At 34.0% G+C, this 21447-nt stretch carries 17 protein-coding genes; 5 read left to right on the top strand and 12 right to left on the bottom strand.

Annotation, left to right across the window (positions count from 1 at the left end):
- Positions 1-235: 235 nt before the first annotated feature.
- The 3 genes from NG809_RS15700 to NG809_RS15690 form a co-directional block, all read right to left on the bottom strand.
- Entirely contained in the window at positions 236-1843 is a 1608-nt protein-coding gene (locus NG809_RS15700; protein ID WP_262152213.1) for an SIR2 family NAD-dependent protein deacylase, read from the bottom strand.
- A gap of 260 nt (positions 1844-2103) precedes the next feature.
- Positions 2104-2424: a DUF3892 domain-containing protein gene (locus NG809_RS15695; RefSeq protein ID WP_262152212.1), complete on the bottom strand. Its 321-nt coding sequence runs from the start codon at positions 2422-2424 to the stop codon at positions 2104-2106.
- 537 nt (positions 2425-2961) lie between these two features.
- Entirely contained in the window at positions 2962-3186 is a 225-nt protein-coding gene (locus tag NG809_RS15690; protein ID WP_262152211.1) for a helix-turn-helix domain-containing protein, read from the bottom strand.
- Between the two features lie 394 nt (positions 3187-3580).
- On the opposite strand from NG809_RS15690, the gene NG809_RS15685 reads away from it, so the two are divergent.
- Positions 3581-4396: an RNA polymerase sigma factor gene (locus tag NG809_RS15685; protein WP_262152210.1), complete on the top strand. Its 816-nt coding sequence runs from the start codon at positions 3581-3583 to the stop codon at positions 4394-4396.
- A gap of 1 nt (position 4397) precedes the next feature.
- Positions 4398-5492: a hypothetical protein gene (locus NG809_RS15680; RefSeq protein WP_262152209.1), complete on the top strand. Its 1095-nt coding sequence runs from the start codon at positions 4398-4400 to the stop codon at positions 5490-5492.
- 300 nt (positions 5493-5792) lie between these two features.
- On the opposite strand, the gene NG809_RS15675 is transcribed toward NG809_RS15680, so the two are convergent.
- The 9 genes from NG809_RS15675 to NG809_RS15635 all read right to left on the bottom strand — a co-directional run bounded on the left by NG809_RS15675 (position 5793) and on the right by NG809_RS15635 (position 16667).
- The gene (locus NG809_RS15675) at positions 5793-6953 is read right to left on the bottom strand and encodes a hypothetical protein (protein ID WP_262152208.1); all 1161 of its coding nucleotides are present in this window, start codon (positions 6951-6953) and stop codon (positions 5793-5795) included.
- Between the two features lie 286 nt (positions 6954-7239).
- On the bottom strand, positions 7240-8283 hold the full coding sequence (locus tag NG809_RS15670) for a toprim domain-containing protein (protein ID WP_262152207.1): 1044 nt from the start codon (positions 8281-8283) through the stop codon (positions 7240-7242).
- A gap of 161 nt (positions 8284-8444) precedes the next feature.
- A complete protein-coding gene (locus NG809_RS15665; RefSeq protein ID WP_262152206.1) occupies positions 8445-9674 on the bottom strand; it encodes a primase-helicase family protein in 1230 nt (409 codons plus the stop codon).
- The gene (locus NG809_RS15660) at positions 9671-10048 is read right to left on the bottom strand and encodes a helix-turn-helix domain-containing protein (protein WP_262152205.1); all 378 of its coding nucleotides are present in this window, start codon (positions 10046-10048) and stop codon (positions 9671-9673) included. Before NG809_RS15660 ends, NG809_RS15665 begins: the two co-directional genes overlap by 4 nt.
- Before the next feature lie 112 nt (positions 10049-10160).
- Positions 10161-10952: a DUF2214 family protein gene (locus NG809_RS15655; protein ID WP_262152204.1), complete on the bottom strand. Its 792-nt coding sequence runs from the start codon at positions 10950-10952 to the stop codon at positions 10161-10163.
- A gap of 1 nt (position 10953) precedes the next feature.
- Positions 10954-12195, bottom strand: coding sequence for a site-specific integrase (locus tag NG809_RS15650; RefSeq protein WP_262152203.1), 1242 nt, complete (start codon positions 12193-12195; stop codon positions 10954-10956).
- A complete protein-coding gene (locus NG809_RS15645) occupies positions 12192-12761 on the bottom strand; it encodes a helix-turn-helix domain-containing protein (RefSeq protein ID WP_262152202.1) in 570 nt (189 codons plus the stop codon). Before NG809_RS15645 ends, NG809_RS15650 begins: the two co-directional genes overlap by 4 nt.
- A 238-nt stretch (positions 12762-12999) precedes the next feature.
- On the bottom strand, positions 13000-14889 hold the full coding sequence (gene dnaK, locus NG809_RS15640) for a molecular chaperone DnaK (protein ID WP_262152201.1): 1890 nt from the start codon (positions 14887-14889) through the stop codon (positions 13000-13002).
- A gap of 872 nt (positions 14890-15761) precedes the next feature.
- On the bottom strand, positions 15762-16667 hold the full coding sequence (locus NG809_RS15635) for an IS1595 family transposase (protein WP_262147160.1): 906 nt from the start codon (positions 16665-16667) through the stop codon (positions 15762-15764).
- A 268-nt stretch (positions 16668-16935) separates the two neighbouring features.
- Here NG809_RS15635 and ppk1 point away from each other — a divergent pair, with 268 nt between their 5' ends.
- The 3 genes from ppk1 to NG809_RS15620 all read left to right on the top strand — a co-directional run bounded on the left by ppk1 (position 16936) and on the right by NG809_RS15620 (position 21180).
- Positions 16936-19008 (top strand): polyphosphate kinase 1, encoded by a 2073-nt coding sequence (gene ppk1, locus NG809_RS15630; protein ID WP_262152200.1) that lies wholly within the window; start codon positions 16936-16938, stop codon positions 19006-19008.
- A gap of 329 nt (positions 19009-19337) precedes the next feature.
- Positions 19338-20222, top strand: coding sequence for a Ppx/GppA phosphatase family protein (locus NG809_RS15625; RefSeq protein ID WP_262152199.1), 885 nt, complete (start codon positions 19338-19340; stop codon positions 20220-20222).
- A 145-nt stretch (positions 20223-20367) separates the two neighbouring features.
- Positions 20368-21180: a hypothetical protein gene (locus NG809_RS15620; RefSeq protein WP_262152198.1), complete on the top strand. Its 813-nt coding sequence runs from the start codon at positions 20368-20370 to the stop codon at positions 21178-21180.
- Positions 21181-21447 lie beyond the last annotated feature (267 nt).

The raw sequence follows: 21447 nt of genomic DNA, 5'->3' as shown, positions 1-21447 counted from the left end.
TTTGCTTAGAATTTATAAAAATATATCAATTTATTCAAGTTGAGAAGACTTAAGAAATGATTCTTTACCCTTTTTTAAAATAATTTCCACTTTTTTTATCAATTCATAAACTCCCTGATCAATCTAAAAATCCATCCTTATTCATCACATCAATACTCAAAGCATGATTTTTATAACCTTCATAAAGCTATATTTGCTATCTACATTACCAAATCAACGTTAATTGTGTGTTGTTTTATTGTTGTTCAATAAGTTCATATACACCAGTTACTATTCTCTTTGCGTCATTTGCGTTTACAATTGCTTTTGTATGTACGAGTCTATTCCTTGTCTCAGACCACATTTTGATTTTAATAAATTCCTCTTGTGTTATGATATTAAATTCTTTAGCTGCAATATAAATTGCATATGGTGCTGATGTTTTTGAAGGGATATTTTTAATTAATTCGACTCGTTGTCTCATATAAACTTCTAACAAAGTCATTGCAGAAATAACAGCAGCTCGATATTCTTTCTTCTTTAATAGCCTATTTGGTTCTTCATCATATGTCGTTTTTAATGGTGCGACTACATCTCTAAACCAATGTTCAATTCTTTCACTTAGCTCATCAATAGCCTCATATGGGTTTTCAGGTCTGGATAAGTAAAGTAGGTTTTGTATATCTGCTGGAATGGGAGAATTCTCAGAGCGAATTAATAAAAGTCTATTTGTATGCTTGCTTTGACTTAATACAAGTCCAAGTTCAAACATTGTATTTTGAGTTGCTAGATCAAGTACAATAAACTCTGCTTTATTTATTAGTGCTGAAACCTTTGCTATCCAATTATCCCCGATAGAAATAACATCGTCTGCACTAATTGGAACTAATCCTTTTGCAGCTGCAATTGGGAAAATATATTTCTTATAAAAGGGCAATAGTTTTATTGGAATAGAGAAAAAGCAAAGCCTATTATTAGTGTCATCTGGAAGAGCTAACTCTGCAAGCGTGGCTTCTTCGCTTACTGTAGGCAATTTCAAAACTTCCTCGTTCCAATAGTCTTTTAACTCAAGGAAAACATCTTCTAAAATTTTCGGATAGTCAGATGGATTTCCTTTAATATTTATCACTTTAACGCCTCTTCGTTCAAACCTAGCTTTTTCGTGAGGAGAACAATCTATTTTCAAAACATAAGCTTGTCGTCTAAGATTCCCTAAACGATCCTTTATTACTTGCCAAATTTGTCTAAAATCAATATCATCTAAGCTATAGCCAATAAATAAAGGTGTTCTTGTGATAAGTAAATTAGCAAGATAAGTTGCTAACATACGATTTTTAGATAAAAAACTATCATAATCTTCTTCGGTGACAACTAATTTTGTCGGATGATGTAAGTCGCCATGAAGTTTAAGAATTGTAATTCCATCACTTAAATTCGATATTGAAAGTTGGTCTTCGTCAATAATTGGCCTGCAATATTTTGGAATTAATCCGTAGCCTTGTTCAAGTAAGAACTCAAAGTTTGTTGTACAAACAATATCAAATTGTAACTCACAAAAAGCTTTATGTGTCTTCCCAGGTTTTACAGAATTAAGTAATAATAATTCTGTTAGTTTTTCAACAAGATTGGTTCTTGAATACTCGTGACAGTAGGCTGAAATTGCATCAATAGCATTGGTATATTTATAGTCTTGAATGTCTTGAGCAATTGCTTTACCTAGCTCATCCCAATCAAGCATTTTTTTGTTCTTTGGAATTTCAGCATTTTTTGAAAAACCAGCACCTATGATAGGTAAACACCGATTGCTTACTAAATCTTTTAAGAAGGGTTTTGGAAAATATTCAATGTATTTATATTTCTTCATTTTACGTTGTCTGTAATTTACAATAATGACTATCCTTTTTTAAGATTTAAATTATTTGAATGAAAAATTGACATGACTCCAAGAAAATTATCTTGGTAGAATTTCGATCATCAATTTATAATAAAATTATTTTAAATGTAATAAATAAAACCGCAACAACCTGCGGTAAAATCTGTACTAAGAAGGGAATAGCCTAACAGTTAATCCCCTAATTAACTTTAATGGAGCCCTAAATATGCTTGAAGCTGATAGACTTTGTTTTATCGTGCTACTATCCAATCATAATTAATTAGATGAGCCAAATTGTCGGTTACTTTTCGATCAGGATTCGATCTTAAATACTTTCCACTAGAACCATTGACGACTGTCACTTCTTCTTGAACATCAAATGCGGAAGTTGTATAGTTCCAGACCCATGTTACGGCTCTATTTCCTGTATTCTCAATTTGCTTGATTGCATCCGCTTTTGATGTTTTAACCACTCTTGACCAAGTTGTATTTTTAATGTGAGTATGAAAAGCATAATGAGTAATTATACCATTTCCATCTTTCCAAACTCCCGAAATTCTTATTTGTGCCATTATATTATAAATTATTGTACTGCTTTACTAATTATCTGAAAGATTTTCAAAAACTGTAATTGTTCATTTAATAAATGAGTGGTATCAATATTACTTGGCATACCATATAATATTTACAGTGTATTCTTGTGACTTCTTTATCAATTCATAAATGTAATAATAAGAATATTTGATGTTATGGCAATCCGTATTTATACTGAATATATATAGACTGATTCTATAATTTTAATGTCCTGCTTAAGAGGCTACAGATGAAGAATATTTTTTAAAACTACCCTCTATCTCAATTGCCATTTTATTAAGAGCACTACAACTAATCGTTTCTTGTTACTAGTTTATTCCTAAGTTCAATCAAAAATATTAGCCTATTCCTGATATTAGTATTATCAAATACTTTAAAAATATCTTAAATCATTCAACCAAACTAATTAAAATATTCTATCCCAAATAATGTCATCATTTTCACAAATAAAAAATACCAACTGTCGTCGGTATTATATTCACTTCTGAGCTTAAAATTGTTAAGAGTAATCTTTTTTACTTTAATTTGAAATCAAATAGTTCCAATGGATGCACATCTAGTCCTTTTGCTAATTCTTGAATAGTAGAGATTCTAAGATCAACTTCCCCTTTTTCTATTTTACTAATATTACTATGATCTACATCGCATTTTTGAGCCAACTCTCTATAACTCAAATTCAGTTTTTTTCTGAACATCTCAATTCTTTTACCAAATGCTATTCTAAATTCTATTTTATCCATTGTGGTTAACTTTGAATAGACAAAGTGATAAGATTTCAATAAATTTTTGTAGTCGAATTAACCTACATAAAGAAAAATGTTTTATATTTGCTAAATAAGTTATAATAAAGGTAACTTTGCAATACTTCAAAAATAATAATCGAAGCTATTGCTTAGATTCTCGACTAGAAAACTGGTAATTTTTATGTGTACGAGAAGATAAGTAAATTAGCTCACGACCGCGGCGTGGGCTCTCTTATCGTACACGGGTATACCAGTACCTCTAGTCAATAAGTTGAGTTCCACGCTTTTTCATTTGGGTAATATATGTAGTGAGTTAGCATTTTGAGGCAGAGATTCATCTTATTTATCTAAGCAGTTCCTTCCAGCAATAATTTAGCTAAATACGCTGCTTATGAAAAGAACAGACTCTTTGCCTCGGAAATTGAGCAATCTTCAGTTATACGAACTACTGAAAAAAGGTAATCCGACCGCTCTGGAACATATTCATCTGCGTTACAAAAGACTTCTTTTTTGGGTTGGATGGCAGGTGCTTAAGGATGATTTTGTAGTGAACACTATTGTTCAGGATACCTTCCTAAAATTGTGGCTGCACCGCGACACCATTGAGACACCTGATCATGTTACAGGCTTTTTACGGTTTGTGATGAAAAGGGATTGTATAGCGTATGTTACTGCTCCCCGGAATAAATTCAGCCGCTTAATGGCTTCTCTTGACAGTTTTGAGAACTATCAAGATTATCTTGCAGGTTACGATCCTTTGAAAGATAAAGATTATTTACATAGCCAAGAATCCGATCAAAAAAAATTCGATGAAATCACAAAGGTCTTACCCGTTTTAAACCCCAAAAGAAAACACCTGATAGAACTCTGCCTGGAATATGGCTTTCAGTATAAACCCATCGCAGAAGCTATGGGAAGCAGTGTGACAGGCATTAGCACGGAGGTGAGTAAAGCCATAGATGAGCTTAGGAATATTCTTAAGGTGACAACTTTTGAGAAACCACACGAAAAAAATGTTGATAAAGAAGAGCAGTCAGAAAAACTCAGCAGTCAGCAGCTCGAGATTATCAAAAGACGGTTTGAACAGAAATCTTCATTTGCGGTAATTGCAAAAGAACTCAAACTACCTGAAAAGGAAGTCCATCGGGAATTTCTGTACGCCTATCAGCATCTGCAAAATCAAAACACCTCTAAAATACCGGTTTGATATGGAAAAGTCTACGATAACCCTGACCCGAAAAATTCAGCTGGTGATTGATGTTCCATCCGATGATAAAAGCCTGATGTGGGAAAAACTCTATCGGTATCAGAACCGCTGTTTCAGAGCGGCTAATTTGATTGTTTCCCATCTTTATGTACAAGAGATGATCAAGGATTTCTTTTATCTCACCGAAGAAATCCAATACAAGCTGGCTGATGAAAAAAAAGATCAAATGGGAATATTCAACCGTTCTAAAACAAACACCACGGCACGCCTGGTCTTTGACCGTTTCAAGGGAGAAATCCCCACCGACATTCTGGGATGCCTAAACAATACAATTCAGTCCACCTTTTCCAAAAACAAAGCCGAATATTGGCAGGGATCAAAATCCTTAATGAACTTTAAAAAAGACATTCCCATTCCGCTTCCGGTCAAATGTATCAGCAAAATGAAGTACGATCCTGAAAAAAAAGCGTTCAGCTTCAATATGTTTGCGATTCCGGTCAAAACTTACTTAGGCAGAGATTTCTCTGATAAACATTTGGTCCTGGGACGCCTCTTACGAGAAGAGATCAAGCTGTGCAACTCACAGGTCCAACTGAAAGACGGTAAGATCTTTTGGCTGGCCGTCTTTGAATTTGAAAAGGAAAACCACGGTTTAAAACCCGAAATCATTGCAGAAGCTTCTTTGTCTCTGGAACATCCGATCGTGGTAAAAGCCAACAATGTGCGAATGAATATTGGTTCGAAAGAGGAATTCCTCTACCGCAGGCTGGCGATTCAGGCCAGTAATAAAAGGATTCGAGCCGGAGTCGCGTATTCCCGTTCAGGACAAGGATCTAAACGGAAACAGAAGGCACTGCACAAAACAGAGAATCTGGAAAACCGTTTTGTCAGTCATCATCTTCATCTTTACAGTCGGAAGCTGATTGATTTCTGCATTCAACAACAGGCGGGCACTCTTATTTTGAAAAATCAGGAAGACAAAATAGGGATTGCAAAAGAACAGGAATTTGTACTTCGCAACTGGAGCTATTATGAATTGCAGACCAAAATAAAATACAAAGCAGAAAAAGCCGGTATCGAATTGATCATCGGATAGCTAAAAAAATGAGGGTGCTTGTAAACCCGTAGGGTGAGGTTTTGAACACTCACTAAATACTGGAAACTGAATACTTTTTCTGGTATATACAACGGCGTGGGTTTCTTTTTTTTCAAAAATGAAGAAAGCATAATCAAAAAAGCAAAGTATTGCAAATAGGAGAATCCTAAACCATAAAAGGTTTCACCAATCAATCTAGCGAGATTGCTCGCTTGATTGGTTGCTTCCTTGCTTTCTTGAATTCTTGTTTCCTTAATTGCTATCAATCGAAAGAAAATACTCTGCAATACGTTGCGGTTATTAGAGTCTTTTTCTCTTTCTTTTATTTTGAATTGGAATATCCTCAGCCTCATAATTTGTAGTGTTATTACCTAATTGTAACAGAGAGAAAAGCTGATTTGTTATCTCATTATCTTTAAAAATCTCATTGAAGGCTGAAAATGGAACCTTATTTTCTTGCGAAATTTTCTGTGCTATTTTTTCCATTTCCGATATGAGCTTTTGCTTATCTGTCCTATCTAAGTGTGGATTTCTGAATCTTGAAAATTTGATTTCCCTCTCAACAACATTAATAACCGAATCGAGATATTTTTTCTTTTCAGAAGCAAAAACTGTTGGGTTGGACAATAGAACAGCGTTTTTGTTTTTGAATAGAAGTACTTGCTTTTGTAAATCAATAACCTTTGTATTGAGCTCAGTAATTTGTTTTGATTTGGATTCTAGTTCGGTTTTATTTTTTAGAATTGTGCTTTTGTAAGTCCGAAATGCTTTTTCATAATTCTCAATGGTCTTGTCAGTCTTAATTTTTTTAAAACCTAGAAAATCATTTTCCTTTACAACCAGCTCCTCCGATTTTGTCGAACTCATTTCAGATTTCATTGTGTCATACCTTTCTTCCAAAACTTTAAGATCTTCTTCTTTCTGCTGGATCTTAAACTCAATGGCTTCCAATCTCCCTCTGGAGCCGGAAATCCCTCTTTCCATATTCAGGCATTCTGCTGTCAGATCTTGCATTTTTGAATAATGGAAGGATTGGTGTTTAAGTGTTTTCCCTGTTTTCAGATCCTGCCAGTCAGCTACCAAATGAGCGTGGTAATTTGGTTTCCATTCTTTAGTGTCTTTATCGTTATGCCCTTCGTCTTTATGAATAGCGATCTGAAAAACACGGATGTTCAATTCTTCTTCTAGTCTCTCGGCTAAGTTTTGAAGTTCCAGCATCGTTGTGTTTTCTTTGATAACAACAACAGCTTCCCGAACAGGCATTGCATTCTTCTGTAATTTTCTTCCGGATTTTTCTTTGCAGTACGCTTCAATTTTTTGAATTCTGTCAGCTATCTTCTGTTCCATCCAATATTCATTCTTTGGCGTCAGATCTTTGCGGATGTAATCGAAAGTTTTCTTCCTGAAATTATGAGTTTCAGAATCGGATTTAACTGCTTTGAAATTAATAGAGGTCTTCATTGCTTTTACATCTTTAAGGTTTTATACTTTTATAGTTTTATGCTTTTAAATTTGATGAAGTCATATTTTTCAGCTTTACATTTTACCTGTGTTTATTTTACACACCTTCGATAAAAATGACCTGAGTTTTTTTACACAGGTCAATAAAACCAACCATATATTATTTTACTCAGGTTAAAAGCCTCGCAGAGCGTATTAGAAACTTTGTTGGGAGGCACGACCTTCAAAGTTGCGAATGCGCTCCTAACTTCTGCAGGTAGTTGGTAAAAACATACAGCACGCATTATCAGCGTTTCCTTTTAAAAACATTTGTATTTTTGATTTCCTGTTCCTGATTTCTTGCATGTAGTTTATTCGACTCTAGAGATTTTTCAGAGTGCTTTCCTGACTTATTTGCTACATCATTCTTGATTATGTGTATCAAAAATTCGTTGAGATCTTTATGGTCGGAATATATTCCGGAATGATCTTTTGCTTCCGGAAAAGATTTTATAATCTCAGACTTACATTTAATTCCTGCATTATCGTTGTCCAGAAAAAGATTGACATCAGAATAGTTTTTTAAGTGTTCTATCGATTTATTTAAAAGAGCAATGGAATTCATCACAAGGATATCTCCTGCAAAAGACTTTTGCAATTCGATAAAAGACAGCGCATCCATAAAACCTTCAAAAACTGCTACACCTCTGACATATCTATCTTGAATATTTGATTTACTCTGACCATTGCAGCTGAGATCAATTATGGAAACATCCTTTTTCAACAATGAACCTTTATAAAAAGCATTACGCAATTCAAAACCGCCAGATAAGTTCTCAAAACCAATGGCGTAAAGTTTCTTGTTTCCGATGGTAAATCGTACCTCTCTTATATAATCATAGACTTTAGGACTTAATCCACGTCCCCGTAAATATTGTTTCAGATTTGGATTCTGGAGATCCAGTATTTCATCAATTGCATAATTTGGTTCCGACTTTTTAATCTGTCGTTGCTGATGAAAAGAAGAAAAATTTTGTTTTTCCGCCCAATCCAGAACTTCATTGACCGAGGTATTTAAATACTTCTTCATAAAGTCGGTGTTATTCCCACCGACACCTTCTGAATGAAGATACCAGGCATTAATTCTTTTATCCAATTTGAAAGAGGCTCGGGATTCGCTGGCAAAAGGGTTGAGATACCAAGCTTCTTTTTCATTTTGTTTCGTTGGAAGGTGTCCGAGAGAAAGGAGGACTTCTTCCAACGGGATTGTATTAAATTGTTTGCAATTCATAGCTGTAAATTTTCCGTGTTTTGGGTGAGATATATTTTGTTGAATTGTTGAGAAAAGCATATACCTTATTGATTAATAAGATTTTAATTCCTCAACAAAAGCTCAACAATTCAACAAACTAGAGTTTTTCCGCTCAACAAACATTCAACAAAAAGTTGGGTTTAAAAGTTTGTTGAGGATTTTGTTGAGTTTAAAGTGTTTGATTTTCTATTCATTATCATTCAATTCAACATTTCAACACGTTTATTAAGAATAAAATCCTTTTTTATGGTGAAATAGCGACCCACCGAATTGTTTTGATAGAAAATTCCTGCAAAATCAAGGTCGTATCTGATGTAGGTCAAACCATTATTTTGTGGATTCAATTTCCAAGTTTCCTTTAAAAGATTTCGGATATCATTTCTTGTCCAATAAGTTGGGCGAAACATCCTATTTATCATATTCAGCAAGTCTTGCGGAACGACATTAATTTCTTCATCATTGTTGCTTTCAAAAAACTCATAAAGCAATTCTATTATTTTAGATTCGAGTTTATTGTTGTTTTTGAAAACTAATTTCTGAAGTGCCTTTGTTCTGATCTCATCGGCGGAAAACCACATTCTTGTTTTCTTCTCCGTTGAAAATGGTCTTTCGATTAAAAACCGAAGAAAATAAGGGATTTCGTAAATCAGGTTATTCAAAAATTCAGTGTTTTCCGTTTTGATTGGATTGATTTTCAGAATCCAAAATCGAATTTCATTTTCATCGATTTGAATAAAATTCTCTTCGTTATTGGAACAAAGAATAAACTTGGCGAAAAAATCGATTTCTTCTCTGTCTTTACCTTTGGCTTCCAACTTATCTTTATTGGTCGTAGATAGATATTTGAGTCTTTCTGTAATTTCTTTTTTATCAAAAAAAACTTCATCGATTGCTACCAACAACATTGCTGCCCAATCGCTGTTGAATTGACTTCCGAAAGAATCGCCTTTGATGTAAGTCATATTCAATCCGAAAATCTCTCTCAGCCATTTGATAAATGTTGATTTTCCGGTAGCCCGTTCTTTGGACACCAAACATAAAATCGGTAGAATTTGCGTAGGAAATTGTAAGAGAATTTTTAAATAATCCAAACCCATTTCCAGTTGTTCACCGAAAATGTGCGCTACAAAATTCAAAGAAAATTGAATTTTAGTTTTTAAATCTTCCGATTCAGATGAAGGAGCAAAGGGAATTTCATTGTAAATATTATAGAAACCCTGAACGATTTGTTGATAATTTAAATGCTCCGGAATACAACAGAAACCGTCAAATTTTGGAACATTTGAAACATAACTTTTTCCGTGATCGCTCACAATTGTTTCTCGATTCCAGCGAACCAAAACTGAAGTTTTATCGCCAGAAATTAATGGCTTTTCTATCACTTTATAATAGGTGGTTCCAACTCGGATGTAGGGGATTTTTTGGCTCATCTTTGTAGATTTTGGTTAGAATCCACATTTGCCTTCCTTGAATTTTTTCTGAAACTGGCTTCCGCTTCACATTGAATTTCCTGTAAGGTTTTCTTCTTTCCTTTAGAAATCCAATCCAATAATTCATCTTCAAAAAAGTAGAGTTTCTTACCATTTTTGTAACAAGGAATCAATCTTTTCCGCACAAGAGTATATACAGTAGGTTTTGCCTTACCTATAATTTGGCAAGCTTCTATAATATCAATCGGAATTCTCTTTACGGGAATTATCGGAGGTTCTTTCCTTTCTACCAGAAATTTAATTTCGGCTATTTCGCTAACCAGGTGCGCAACTGCTCTTGGAAGATTTTCAAATGAAATGTCATTGCTATCCATAACTATTGTTTTTGATTGTTATGGTGCAAAGAAAAAAAGTGATTCGTCTGTGATCGCTATAAACACGCAATCACAGAGGAATCACTAAACATACACTTGATTTTGTGATTTTTTATGTTTTTTGGTAGTCTGCCAAGTTTTCTTGAATTTTAATATTACCTTTTTGAGGTTCATCTTTCAAATGTGACTTGATACTATCTAAATCAACATCATCAAGCGAAACAAATACAGTTTTTAATAATTTTGAAATTTCTTCCTGTTTTATTGGTCTAAAATAATTCCAAATATTCCATCCAAAATGATAAAGGTTTAGATTAGATAATTCTTTGGTATGGACAGAAATACCGTTAGGAATCTCTTCTTTTTTTGAGTAAAAACTTACGGCATTACAAAGTGCATCTAGATCTTCATCTGTTACATATAATGCAAATTGATTCCGAGTATAATCCAGAGCGATTTGTAGTTTTACACTTTCATTCTGTTGCTTTTGCTGGAGTTGAGTTTTTCTTATAGATTCCAGATTTACGGATTCTGTAGTTTGATTCACAATACTTTCCTCCGAATTTTCGACTAAATAGATTGGCGTATTTTCATCAATTATTTGTTTTTGCTTCTCCCCTACATTCTCAGGATTTTCAGATGGGATCAAATCTTCAGTAGAATTTTCGGAACTGCCTTTTTTAGGGAAAATCTTTCTGAATAAGACAATTATACCATCGAGAAATAAAATGATAAGTGCATAAAATAATATACTTAATGCTGTGATTGACCAAAATACAATATTTGCGGTATATTCGTCACCACCTTTTCCAAGAAAAGAAATTCTTGCTAATGCTCCCCCTATTACACATACTACTAAAACGGAAAGGTAGATGACAATATATTCGAAATATTTAAAGTGCATTTTATAAGTTTTTTAATTGAATAGCTGTAGAAGCTTTATTTTTCTTTTCATCAACAACCTTTGCATAAACCTGCGTAGTTTTTACGTTCGTATGACCAAGCATTTTACTAACTGTGTAAATATCAGTTCCACTCGAAAGTTGAAGTGTTGCAAAAGTGTGTCTGAAATTATGAAAAGTTATTTTTTTAGTAATTCCAGCACTTTCAATCCACTTCTTGAGTGGTCGGGAAATCCAAGCAGGATCAGTCAGATTTTTAAAAATTAAATCAGTTGGAAGACCTACTTCACCACAAAGTTGTAATGCTTGTTTAGACACAGGCATATATTCTACACCTTTTGTCTTTTTTTGTGTGAAATTTATTTTTGCCTGATCGTTTTCAATACTTATCTCGTTCCACGTTAGTTTCTGAATATCGGAATGTCGCAGACCTGTTAAAGCTGAAAAAAGTGCTGCACGTTTAAGAACTTCAAGTTCGCAAGGCGTTTTAACTAAAGTATTAAGTTCATCAAGTGTTAAATATTCTCGTCTTGATTCCTCGTGCGGAATCGCTTTAATTTTAGCAGAAATGTCAGTCGTAAAATATCCGTCAATAAAAGATTGTTTTAATGCAGCTTTGAATACAGAAAAATAAGTTGAAGCCGTATTTTGAGAAATAATTTCCTTCTTATTGCTACCACTTTTTGCAGTCAACAAATATGATTTGAAGTTTTCACAGAATTTTGTGGTGATCTGCGAAAACATAATTTTTTCGCCTCCAAAATCTTTTAGAAATTCTATTGAGCGATACCAATTTATTTGAATAGATTCGGAATTATTCTTATGTCGTTTATTAACCAACAAATCAAAATATCTCACAAAATTTTCCTGCGATTTTTCTTTTTGTTCTACTTGAATTTTATCGAGTTCGCTGTAAAGTTCAATATTATCATATTCTCTCTGACGTAATTTACGCATAGAATCTGCATAGAACATTGTTTCCCGATCATTTTCGCTTTTGCAAACGATAATACCATTGTCATCTCTTTTAGGTTTAAATGAAACGGATTCTTGGGTTGTTCTTGCAGGTCTTTTCTTATCAAAATCTACGGTTGTGACGCTTCGGTTCAAATATTCCCGGATTCTCTGAACTTTATCTTTACCAGGAATCATCACAGGATAACTTTCCAAATAAATAAACCATTCTTTTCGGAATTCGGATTTTCGCAATCGTACGGTAACTTTGGTTTTTAATAACTCTTTCATTTTCCGTCAAAAATTTTATCAATTAAATTTTTAGGAACATACACGAAACTTCCAACTTTCTTTGTCGGAATTTTGTTTCTTTTAATTAGGTTTGTTACAGTTCCTGGATCAGCGTGGAATTTCGAACTAATTTCGGAAATTGTGTAACAATTACCAACTTCAAAATTGGGTTTCTCAATTATTACTTCCTTTTCTTCCTGTATTTCAACTGCTGAAAATAAATTTTCCAGATCTGATCGCTTCACACGAGTCAATCTTGAGCCTAGATTAATTCCAGTAATGATTCCTCGTTTTATACATCTGTGCACAGTATCTTTGGAAAGTCCAAACATAACAGTCGCTTCTGCAACTGAAATAAATTCCCGATTCTGAACTTCGGCAATCTTGTTTTTATATTTTTGTAAAAGAGTGTCTCTTTCTACTTTTTCTTTTTCAAGTTTTTTCTTCTCTTTTAATGCTTTATTATTACAAGATAAAGAGCAAAAACGAGTCATAACTGTTTTTGCTTCAAAGGGTTTGGAACACTGCTCACACACCCTAGGTATTTTCAATTTACTAAATCCCATTCTGAAATAACATCCTGAACATTTTCCGTTTTTTGAGTTTTTTTTATATTTAAGGCGCATAAGACGCACATACTACCCAAATAACACGCGGTACAAGTACGATACAAAATTACAACAAAAATCGATTAAAATCAACAATTAATAAAAAATACAAAAACAAAAAAAATCGCTGTAAACATTACATTTACAGCGATTTACTAATTTATTTCAATCGATATTAATCGATGATAATTGCTACTTACTTGACTTCTTCAAAATCTGCATCCTGTACATCTTCTGCACCACCTGCATTACCTTGAGTCTGCTGAGCTCCTGCATCAGCACCCTGACCCTGAGCATACATTTCCTCTGAAGCTGCCATCCACGCTGCATCCAAAGCTTCAGTTTTTGCTTTTACATCGTCTCCGTTTTTAGCTTCGAAAGCGGTTTTCAATTCTGCGTGAGCAGTTTCGATAGCTGCTTTTTTGTCTGCAGATAATTTATCACCGAATTCTTTCAATTGCTTTTCAGTCTGGAAGATCAATCCGTCGGCTTTGTTGAAGATTTCAACTTCTTCTTTTCTCTTGTTGTCTGCTGCAGAGTTTTCCTGAGCTTCTTTTTTCATTCTTTCGATTTCCTCGTCAGAAAGACCAGAAGAAGCCTGAATTTTGATAGACTGCTCTTTACCTGTACCTTTATCTTTAGCAGAAACACTTAAGATACCATTCGCATCAATGTCGAAAGTTACTTCGATTTGCGGAACTCCTCTTTGTGCCGGTGGAATATCTGTTAAATCAAATCTACCGATTTCTTTGTTGTCGTTGAACATTGGTCTTTCTCCCTGTCCTACTCTGATGCTTACTGCAGGCTGGTTGTCAGACGCTGTAGAAAATACCTCAGATTTTTTAGTTGGGATTGTTGTGTTCGCATCAATTAATTTTGTGAAAACAGAACCCATTGTTTCGATACCTAAAGAAAGTGGTGTAACATCTAACAAAAGTACGTCTTTCACATCTCCTGTTAAAACTCCACCCTGAATAGCTGCACCGATGGCAACAACTTCATCCGGATTCACACCTTTTGATGGTTTTTTACCGAAGAATTTCTCAACTTCTTCCTGAATTACAGGGATTCTTGTAGAACCACCTACCAAGATTACCTCGTCGATATCTGAAGTAGATAAACCTGCATCTTTCAATGCTTTTGCAACAGGCTCCATAGATCTTCTTACCAAATCTGCAGATAACTGCTCAAATTTAGCTTTGGTTAAAGTCTTCACCAAGTGCTTAGGACCTGTAGCTGTAGCTGTAATATAAGGAAGATTGATTTCTGTCTGAGGAGAAGCAGATAATTCGATTTTTGCTTTTTCAGCAGCTTCTTTTAATCTCTGAAGTGCGATTGCGTCAGATTTCAGTTCAACACCTTCTTCAGCTTTGAACTCGTCTGCCATCCAATTGATAATTACATCATCAAAGTCATCACCACCTAAGTGCGTATCTCCGTTTGTAGACAATACTTCGAATACACCGTCTCCCAAATCAAGGATAGAGATATCGAAAGTACCACCACCTAAATCGTAAACAGCAATTTTCTGATCTTTGTGAGACTTGTCCATACCATAAGCCAAAGCAGCTGCTGTAGGCTCGTTGATAATTCTTTCTACAGTAAGACCGGCAATTTCACCAGCTTCTTTTGTAGCCTGTCTCTGAGCATCATTAAAGTAAGCCGGAACAGTGATTACCGCTCTTGTTACTTCCTGACCAAGGTAATCTTCAGCAGTTTTCTTCATTTTCTGAAGCGTCATTGCAGAAATTTCCTGAGGTGTATATTCTCTGTCGTCGATTTTTACTTTTACAGTATCGTTTGGTCCTGCTACCACTTCATAAGGAACTCTTGAAATTTCTTTCGCATCTTCCTTGAAGTGGGTACCGATAAATCTCTTGATAGAATAAACCGTTTTCTTAGGATTGGTTACGGCCTGTCTTTTTGCAGGATCACCTACTTTTCTTTCTCCGTCTTCTGTGAAAGCCACGATAGACGGCGTCGTTCTTTTACCTTCTGCGTTAGGGATTACAACAGCATCTTTACCTTCCATTACGGCAACACAAGAGTTTGTTGTACCTAAATCGATTCCGATTATTTTACTCATAATATTTATATTTTTTCTAATTTTTAAATTGTAATAACACTCTCACTTTCTCAATATCTGTACCAAGGGAATTTTTATGACAAATTGACAGTTTTGAATTTTTTAAATTTAAATTGAGACAAATTTTAAATGGATTTGATTTAAAATGACAGTGATGACGCTGTTTTAAAACCGCAAAAGAGACAAAAAGATTTTGATTTGATTTTTAGTTGTTCAAAAGTTCTTTAAATGTTTGACTTAAACTTTTGCGCTTAGAAATATTTGAATTTTAAAGTCAATCATTGATTATTGAAAAACGCTTCGGCGGGCTCAGCGTGACATCGCTGATGCTGACTGCTATCTGATTAGTTTAAAAAAGATTCCCGTTAAAAAATATTAAAATGCAAATACAGATCTAAAAGTTAAAACGTGTCAGGCTGAGCTTGTCGAAGCCTCTTCTTTTTTGAGAAATTTAGAGTTTGTAAAGTAATGAAACTAAACTTTTGGTGTTTTCGAATTTAATTCTAATTATTGTTTATTGAAAAACGCTTCGACAGGCTCAGCGTGACATCGCTAATACTAAATGGTATTGGATTAATATGTAAAAGAAATTTTCAGTTTAATTAAGATATGAATAAATATTACAAAGTTTTCAAGTGTCAGGCTGAGCTTGTCGAAGACTTTTCCTTCTTTAGAAATTTAAAGTTTTACTGCTGAAATTCTCTCTGAAAAAACAGGTTTTTGAATTTTTAAAAATATTTAAAATTTGCATAAATTTTCTCACAGAAAATCTTTGATTTTCAAAACTGATGTGTTCTATTGTTTTCAAACATTTTAACTTTAAAACTAATGTGACTGATGTGTTTAAAACATTAATGTATATCCGTTTTTAATCATACCGCTGTAATATTAGCAATAATGAGCCTTTCGAAGAGTTGGTCGCCGAAATATCTCCGATTTAGTTTGTAGATAAATTCATTTAAATACAGTTGAAGGTATTTTCTTTTGATTTTATGATAATTTCCCAATAAATTCCGTTTTGCATTACTAATGGTAATATGAACCCATTTTAAGGTTTCATTTGTGGTTTCTTTATCCGATTTCTCTGTGATATGAAGCTCTACAAAATCAGAGATATCAACGTACGAGGTACTTTTATCAGTGAAAACAATACTTTGATTATCGATCGATTCCTTAATGGTTTCGTTGATTTCAAGGGAAAGATGCGTTTCTAAAACTTTAGCTTTAAAGTATCTGCAGGATTTTGATTTTTCACCAGTCTCTATATTTTCCAAAGGCGTAGATTCGGCCATTACAGCAACATTTTGTTTGCCCGCTGCACCTCTGCCGCGGACTCCTTTTTCCTGCTCAATCTCACTGGATTCTACTGTAAAATAGCCTTCATCAAATTCAATCATTCCTTCTAAAGTATATTTTTCGTCCCGTGTTCCCATTGCTTTTCTTAGCTTATGAACCATTGCCCAAACAGGCTCATAGCGTTTCAATCCCAATTGCTTCTGAATTTCTTTAGACGAAAATCCTTTTTTTGTAACGCTCATTAAGAACATTGTCTTATACCAAATTAAAAATGAAAGATTAGAGTTCTGCATAATGGTGCCGCTTTTCAAAGAAGTCCTTTTACGGCATTTTTTGCATTCGTAGCTCCAAATGCTCTTAATCCAGAAATGTTCTTTATGACCACATTTGCATGCCACGCCAATCTTATCTCTCTGTTTCTTAAAATGAATTCTGCAATCTTCCTCTGTCCCAAAATGAGCGGTAAAGCTAAATATATCCATCTAATTATTTAAATTACAGATAAATATACGAAATTATTACGAATTACGGATATACATTAAAACATTCTTGTGATATTTAAATGCGTATATTTTTTTCAGAAATCGAAGATTCGACGTATTCAATAACAAAAATGTTTCTAAGTTTAATTAAAACAAATTCCTGTTTAAACCACATTTTCCTTCAACTAAAAATTTAATTAAGAATTAACGTAAGAATCAAAAAAAAGACTGGTTTTATTAGTATTTTTGAGAAATTTTATACACAAATATGTCTTTACATTTTAATCCCAGAGATGTTACATGGTTAGCATTTAACGAAAGAGTTTTACAGGAAGCAATGGACGAAAACGTACCTCTGCACCTCAGAATTCGTTTTTTAGGGATTTTTTCAAATAATCTGGATGAGTTTTTCAGAGTGCGTGTTGCCGGTTTGAAACGTGCCATGGATTTTAAGGAAAAAGTAATCGCCGAATCATTTTATCAGCCACCTTCAAAAATTCTTCAGAGAATTAATGAAATTGTGATTACCCAACAGGCCGATTTTGATAAAACGTGGAAGAAAATTCAGGTTGAAATGGCAGAACAAAAAGTTTTCATTAAAACTTCAAAAAATCTGACAGCCATCCAGAAAAATTTTGTGAGACAGTATTTTGATGAAGTGGTAGAATCAAACGTGATCCCGATTCTTCTGCATGAAAACACGCCAATGCCTTATCTCAGAGATAAAAGTCTTTATCTGGGCGTTGCGATGAGAAAAAAAGACTGGAATTACCACAGCAACTACGCAATTATTGAGATTCCGTCGCGTTTTGTGGGAAGGTTTGTGCTTTTACCGACAGAAGATTTAGAAGAAAAAAATGTAATGCTTCTTGAAGACGTGATTACATTCAATCTGCCGCATATTTTTTCCTATTTTGGATATGATGAATTTGCCTCACACTCATTCAAAGTCACTAAAGACGCAGAAATGGATATCGACAATGACATCAAAACCAATTTTGCCGAAAAAATAGAGAAAGGCCTGAAAAACAGACGAAAAGGGAAGCCAACCCGTTTTGTTTTTGATAAAGATATGGACAAAGCAATGCTCGAACTGCTGATCCGAAAATTAAATCTAAGCAAAAAAGACAGCATTATTCCTGGCGGAAAGATTCATAATTTTAAACATTTTATGGATTTTCCTGACGTTTTTGAATATTATAAAAAACCGGTTGAGCGTACTTCATTTACCCATCAGGCTTTTGAACACGGCGAAAGAGTGACTGATGTTATTCTGAAGCAGGATGTGCTTTTGAGTTTCCCTTATCATACTTACACACCGGTGATTGACCTTTTGCGTGAAGCGGCGATGGATCCGGATGTGAAATCAATTCAGATTACGGCTTACCGTTTGGCAAGCAATTCAAAAATAAGCAACGCTCTTATTTATGCTGCGAGAAACGGGAAAGATGTGACGGTGATGCTCGAACTTCAGGCGAGATTTGATGAAGAATCCAATTTAAAATGGAAAGAAATGTTTGAACCTGAAGGAATCACTGTTTTAATAGGAATTCCTGACAAAAAAGTTCATGCTAAACTTTGCGTTATCAAAAAAAGAGTTCACAACAAAACTCTTCAGTACGGCTTCGTAAGCACAGGAAATTTCAATGAAAAGACGGCTAAAATCTACGGCGATCATTTGATTATGACCTCAGACCGAGGCATTATGGCAGATATCAATAAAGTTTTCACCGTTCTTAAAAAACCAAAGGAAGACTATCTTTCTGTGCTGAAAACATGCAAAAATCTAATGGTTTGTCCGCAGTTTATGCGTGAAAAAATTGTGCATCATATCGATAAGGAAATTGAGGAAGCCAAAGCCGGAAGAAAAGCCCAGATGATCATCAAAGCCAACTCGGTAAGTGACCGTGCCCTGATTACCAAACTGTACGAGGCTGCAGGTGCCGGAGTGGTTATTAAAATTATTGTGAGAGGAATTTACTGTGCAATTAATCAGAAAGAATTTAAAGAAAAAATAAAGGCTATCAGCATTGTAGATGAGTATCTTGAGCATGCCAGAGTGATGTATTTTTACAATAAAGGCGCAGAAGACATCTACATTTCGTCTGCCGACTGGATGAACCGAAATCTGGATTACAGAATTGAAGCCGCCGCAAAAATCACCGATAAAAATCTGAAAAAAGAGCTGAAGGATATTCTGGATATTCAATTGAGAGATAATGTAAAAGCGAGAATTTTAGACAAAAAACTCAGCAATGAATACATCAGCAATGATGAAAAAGATTGCCGCTCGCAGATTGAAACGTATAAATATCTGAAAGCGAAAACGGGTGTGAAGTAATTTTGAAACATTAAGTTTATTAAATTTTTAAGGACAAAAAGGCTTTAGATTTTTAAGGTTTACAGAGTAAACTCATTAAGCTCAACGATAAAATCAATATAACTCTCACAACGCTTCGACAGGCTCAGCGTGACAAAACTGAGATAAACAGTGTCAGGCTGAGCTTGTAGAAGCCCCATTTTGAATTAAACTTATCTTTTGAAATCAAAGGTAAAATTGCTATTAAATGCGTCAAATCAGCGATTAAGAATTAATTTTTGTAAATTCGGATCTTAAAATTTTTATATTTTAAATTAAACAACTGTAATTCAATAAAATACAATCTAAAAATGATCATTGCAGCGATAGATATAGGAAGTAATGCAGCCCGACTTTTAATCAACGAGGTGAAAATTCAAAACGGAAAACCGGAATTTATTAAATTAAATCTCCTGCGAATTCCGTTGCGATTGGGAATGGATGTTTTCACGCTTGGAAAAATCGGTGAAGAGCGTGAAAAAATGGTGTTGGATTCAATGAAAATTTTCAGTGATCTGATGAAAGTTTATAAAGTTGAACACTACAGAGCCTGCGCCACCAGTGCGATGCGTGATGCTGAAAACGGAAAGGAAATTATTGAAAAAGTAAAAAACCACGCCGATCTTTCCATCGAAATTATCTCCGGAGACGAAGAAGCAACATTGGTGTATGAAAACCACGTTGCAGAAGGTCTTGACAAAGATTTCGCCTATCTTTATGTAGACGTTGGCGGTGGTTCTACCGAACTGACTTTCTACGAAAATGACAAAATGGTCTACGAAAAATCGTTTAATATCGGAACCATCCGTCTTCTCAACAATCTCGTGACAGAAGACAACTGGAAGGAAATGAAAGAAGAAATAAAAACCAACATCAACAGCAAAATGCAAATTGTAGCCATCGGTTCAGGCGGAAACATCAACAAAGTGTTCTCGATGAGCAAAACCAAAGACGGCAAACCGATGTCCATCGCTTATCTGAAGAAGGCTTACAAAGAATTCAACGACTTAACGGTTGAGGAAAGAATGACCAAATACGGTTTCAGACAGGACAGAGCTGACGTTTTGGTTCACGCCCTGAAAATCTACAATTTCGTAATGCACTGGGCAGATATCAACAAGATTTTTGTTCCGAAAATTTCTGTTGCGGATGGGTTGATTCATAATATTTATGAGAGGGTTTCTGGGGAGGAATAATTTTTTTTAAAAATTAACAACAATTAATCCCGTCAATTTAAATTCATTTAAAATCAAACACTTAAAGTAATTTTCAAATTAGATTTAAGCCGTAGATATGATTGACATTTCGACAATGCGTAACTTTAAATGTTATATGTAAATTATGACAAACATAAGTATAAGAAAAATTGTTCAAAAACAAATTAATTCAATTCGAGAAATTGATAAATATACTTGCACATTATTAAAAAACTTAAGTAATTATAAACAACATGGTACAGGAGTTTTTGTAAAAATAGAATCTAAATATTTTTTATTTTCTGCTGCTCATGTGCTTGACGATTTTAACGACTTATTTATTCCTCTAAAAGAAGGTAATATATTGTTTAAGCCAGGTGGAGAAATTATTAGAAATAGTCCTAAAGGTTTAAGAGAATTTGATGAATTAGACTTAGGAATTCTCATTTTAGATGAAATTTCAGTGAAAGAGCTGCAAAATGAGTATACATTTTTAGAATGTGATGATATTGAATTAAATCATCCTCCAATAAATTTACTTACATATATTATTTTTGGATATCCAACTTCTTGGTCAAAAAAATCAATGAGTAAAAATTCATTTCATTCCACACCATTTTTCAATTTTACTAAATGTGCTACGAAAAATGAATACAAAAAACACAATAGGAACGAATACTTGAACTTAATTGTTGAATACGACAGGAAAAATACTCCAAATCTGAAATCAGAATCATTAAGTTACGGTCCTGATTTATTTGGAATTAGTGGATGTGGACTCTGGTACGTTGACCCATTTAATTTAGATAACAACCCAAAATTAATTGGAATAATGAATGAGTGGTCAAAATCAAATCGAAATATGCTTATAGCAACAAGAATTGACGCATACACAGAAATCTTACGAAAGAAAAATATTATAAATTTTAAGGAAACAGCCTTGTTTGGATTTAAATAAAAAACCGCAGAGCAATGCACTTCTTAGATGTCGGGTTGAAACTACAATAGATAGCCTTATTTGCATTTCGACTTAAAAAAACTTTTTTTTTAAAAGGATTTTTTAAAATTTACAGTCCTATTTTGACAGCACTTCATAAAGCACAAAAACTCCCCAAATATTGCTGCAAACTTTAACAATAATTTAAAACTACCTACTTTTTAACACAAACATTTAACCATTCCATAACCTTCTCGTAAAACCCTCACAACCTACAACGTTCATTTT

It is taken from the genome of Chryseobacterium foetidum (assembly GCF_025457425.1).
Lineage (GTDB): Bacteria > Bacteroidota > Bacteroidia > Flavobacteriales > Weeksellaceae > Chryseobacterium > Chryseobacterium foetidum.
This window is presented reverse-complemented; position numbering and strand designations above follow the sequence as displayed.

Bases quoted from the DNA above. Each gene is read 5' to 3' on its own strand.
- NG809_RS15700 (WP_262152213.1), bottom strand. From the start codon at position 1,843: ATGAAGAAATATAAATACATTGAATATTTTCCAAAACCCTTCTTAAAA.
- NG809_RS15695 (WP_262152212.1), bottom strand. From the start codon at position 2,424: ATGGCACAAATAAGAATTTCGGGAGTTTGGAAAGATGGAAATGGTATA.
- NG809_RS15690 (WP_262152211.1), bottom strand. From the start codon at position 3,186: ATGGATAAAATAGAATTTAGAATAGCATTTGGTAAAAGAATTGAGATG.
- NG809_RS15685 (WP_262152210.1), top strand. From the start codon at position 3,581: ATGAAAAGAACAGACTCTTTGCCTCGGAAATTGAGCAATCTTCAGTTA.
- NG809_RS15680 (WP_262152209.1), top strand. From the start codon at position 4,398: ATGGAAAAGTCTACGATAACCCTGACCCGAAAAATTCAGCTGGTGATT.
- NG809_RS15675 (WP_262152208.1), bottom strand. From the start codon at position 6,953: ATGAAGACCTCTATTAATTTCAAAGCAGTTAAATCCGATTCTGAAACT.
- NG809_RS15670 (WP_262152207.1), bottom strand. From the start codon at position 8,283: ATGCTTTTCTCAACAATTCAACAAAATATATCTCACCCAAAACACGGA.
- NG809_RS15665 (WP_262152206.1), bottom strand. From the start codon at position 9,674: ATGAGCCAAAAAATCCCCTACATCCGAGTTGGAACCACCTATTATAAA.
- NG809_RS15660 (WP_262152205.1), bottom strand. From the start codon at position 10,048: ATGGATAGCAATGACATTTCATTTGAAAATCTTCCAAGAGCAGTTGCG.
- NG809_RS15655 (WP_262152204.1), bottom strand. From the start codon at position 10,952: ATGCACTTTAAATATTTCGAATATATTGTCATCTACCTTTCCGTTTTA.
- NG809_RS15650 (WP_262152203.1), bottom strand. From the start codon at position 12,195: ATGAAAGAGTTATTAAAAACCAAAGTTACCGTACGATTGCGAAAATCC.
- NG809_RS15645 (WP_262152202.1), bottom strand. From the start codon at position 12,761: ATGGGATTTAGTAAATTGAAAATACCTAGGGTGTGTGAGCAGTGTTCC.
- dnaK (WP_262152201.1), bottom strand. From the start codon at position 14,889: ATGAGTAAAATAATCGGAATCGATTTAGGTACAACAAACTCTTGTGTT.
- NG809_RS15635 (WP_262147160.1), bottom strand. From the start codon at position 16,667: ATGGATATATTTAGCTTTACCGCTCATTTTGGGACAGAGGAAGATTGC.
- ppk1 (WP_262152200.1), top strand. From the start codon at position 16,936: ATGTCTTTACATTTTAATCCCAGAGATGTTACATGGTTAGCATTTAAC.
- NG809_RS15625 (WP_262152199.1), top strand. From the start codon at position 19,338: ATGATCATTGCAGCGATAGATATAGGAAGTAATGCAGCCCGACTTTTA.
- NG809_RS15620 (WP_262152198.1), top strand. From the start codon at position 20,368: ATGACAAACATAAGTATAAGAAAAATTGTTCAAAAACAAATTAATTCA.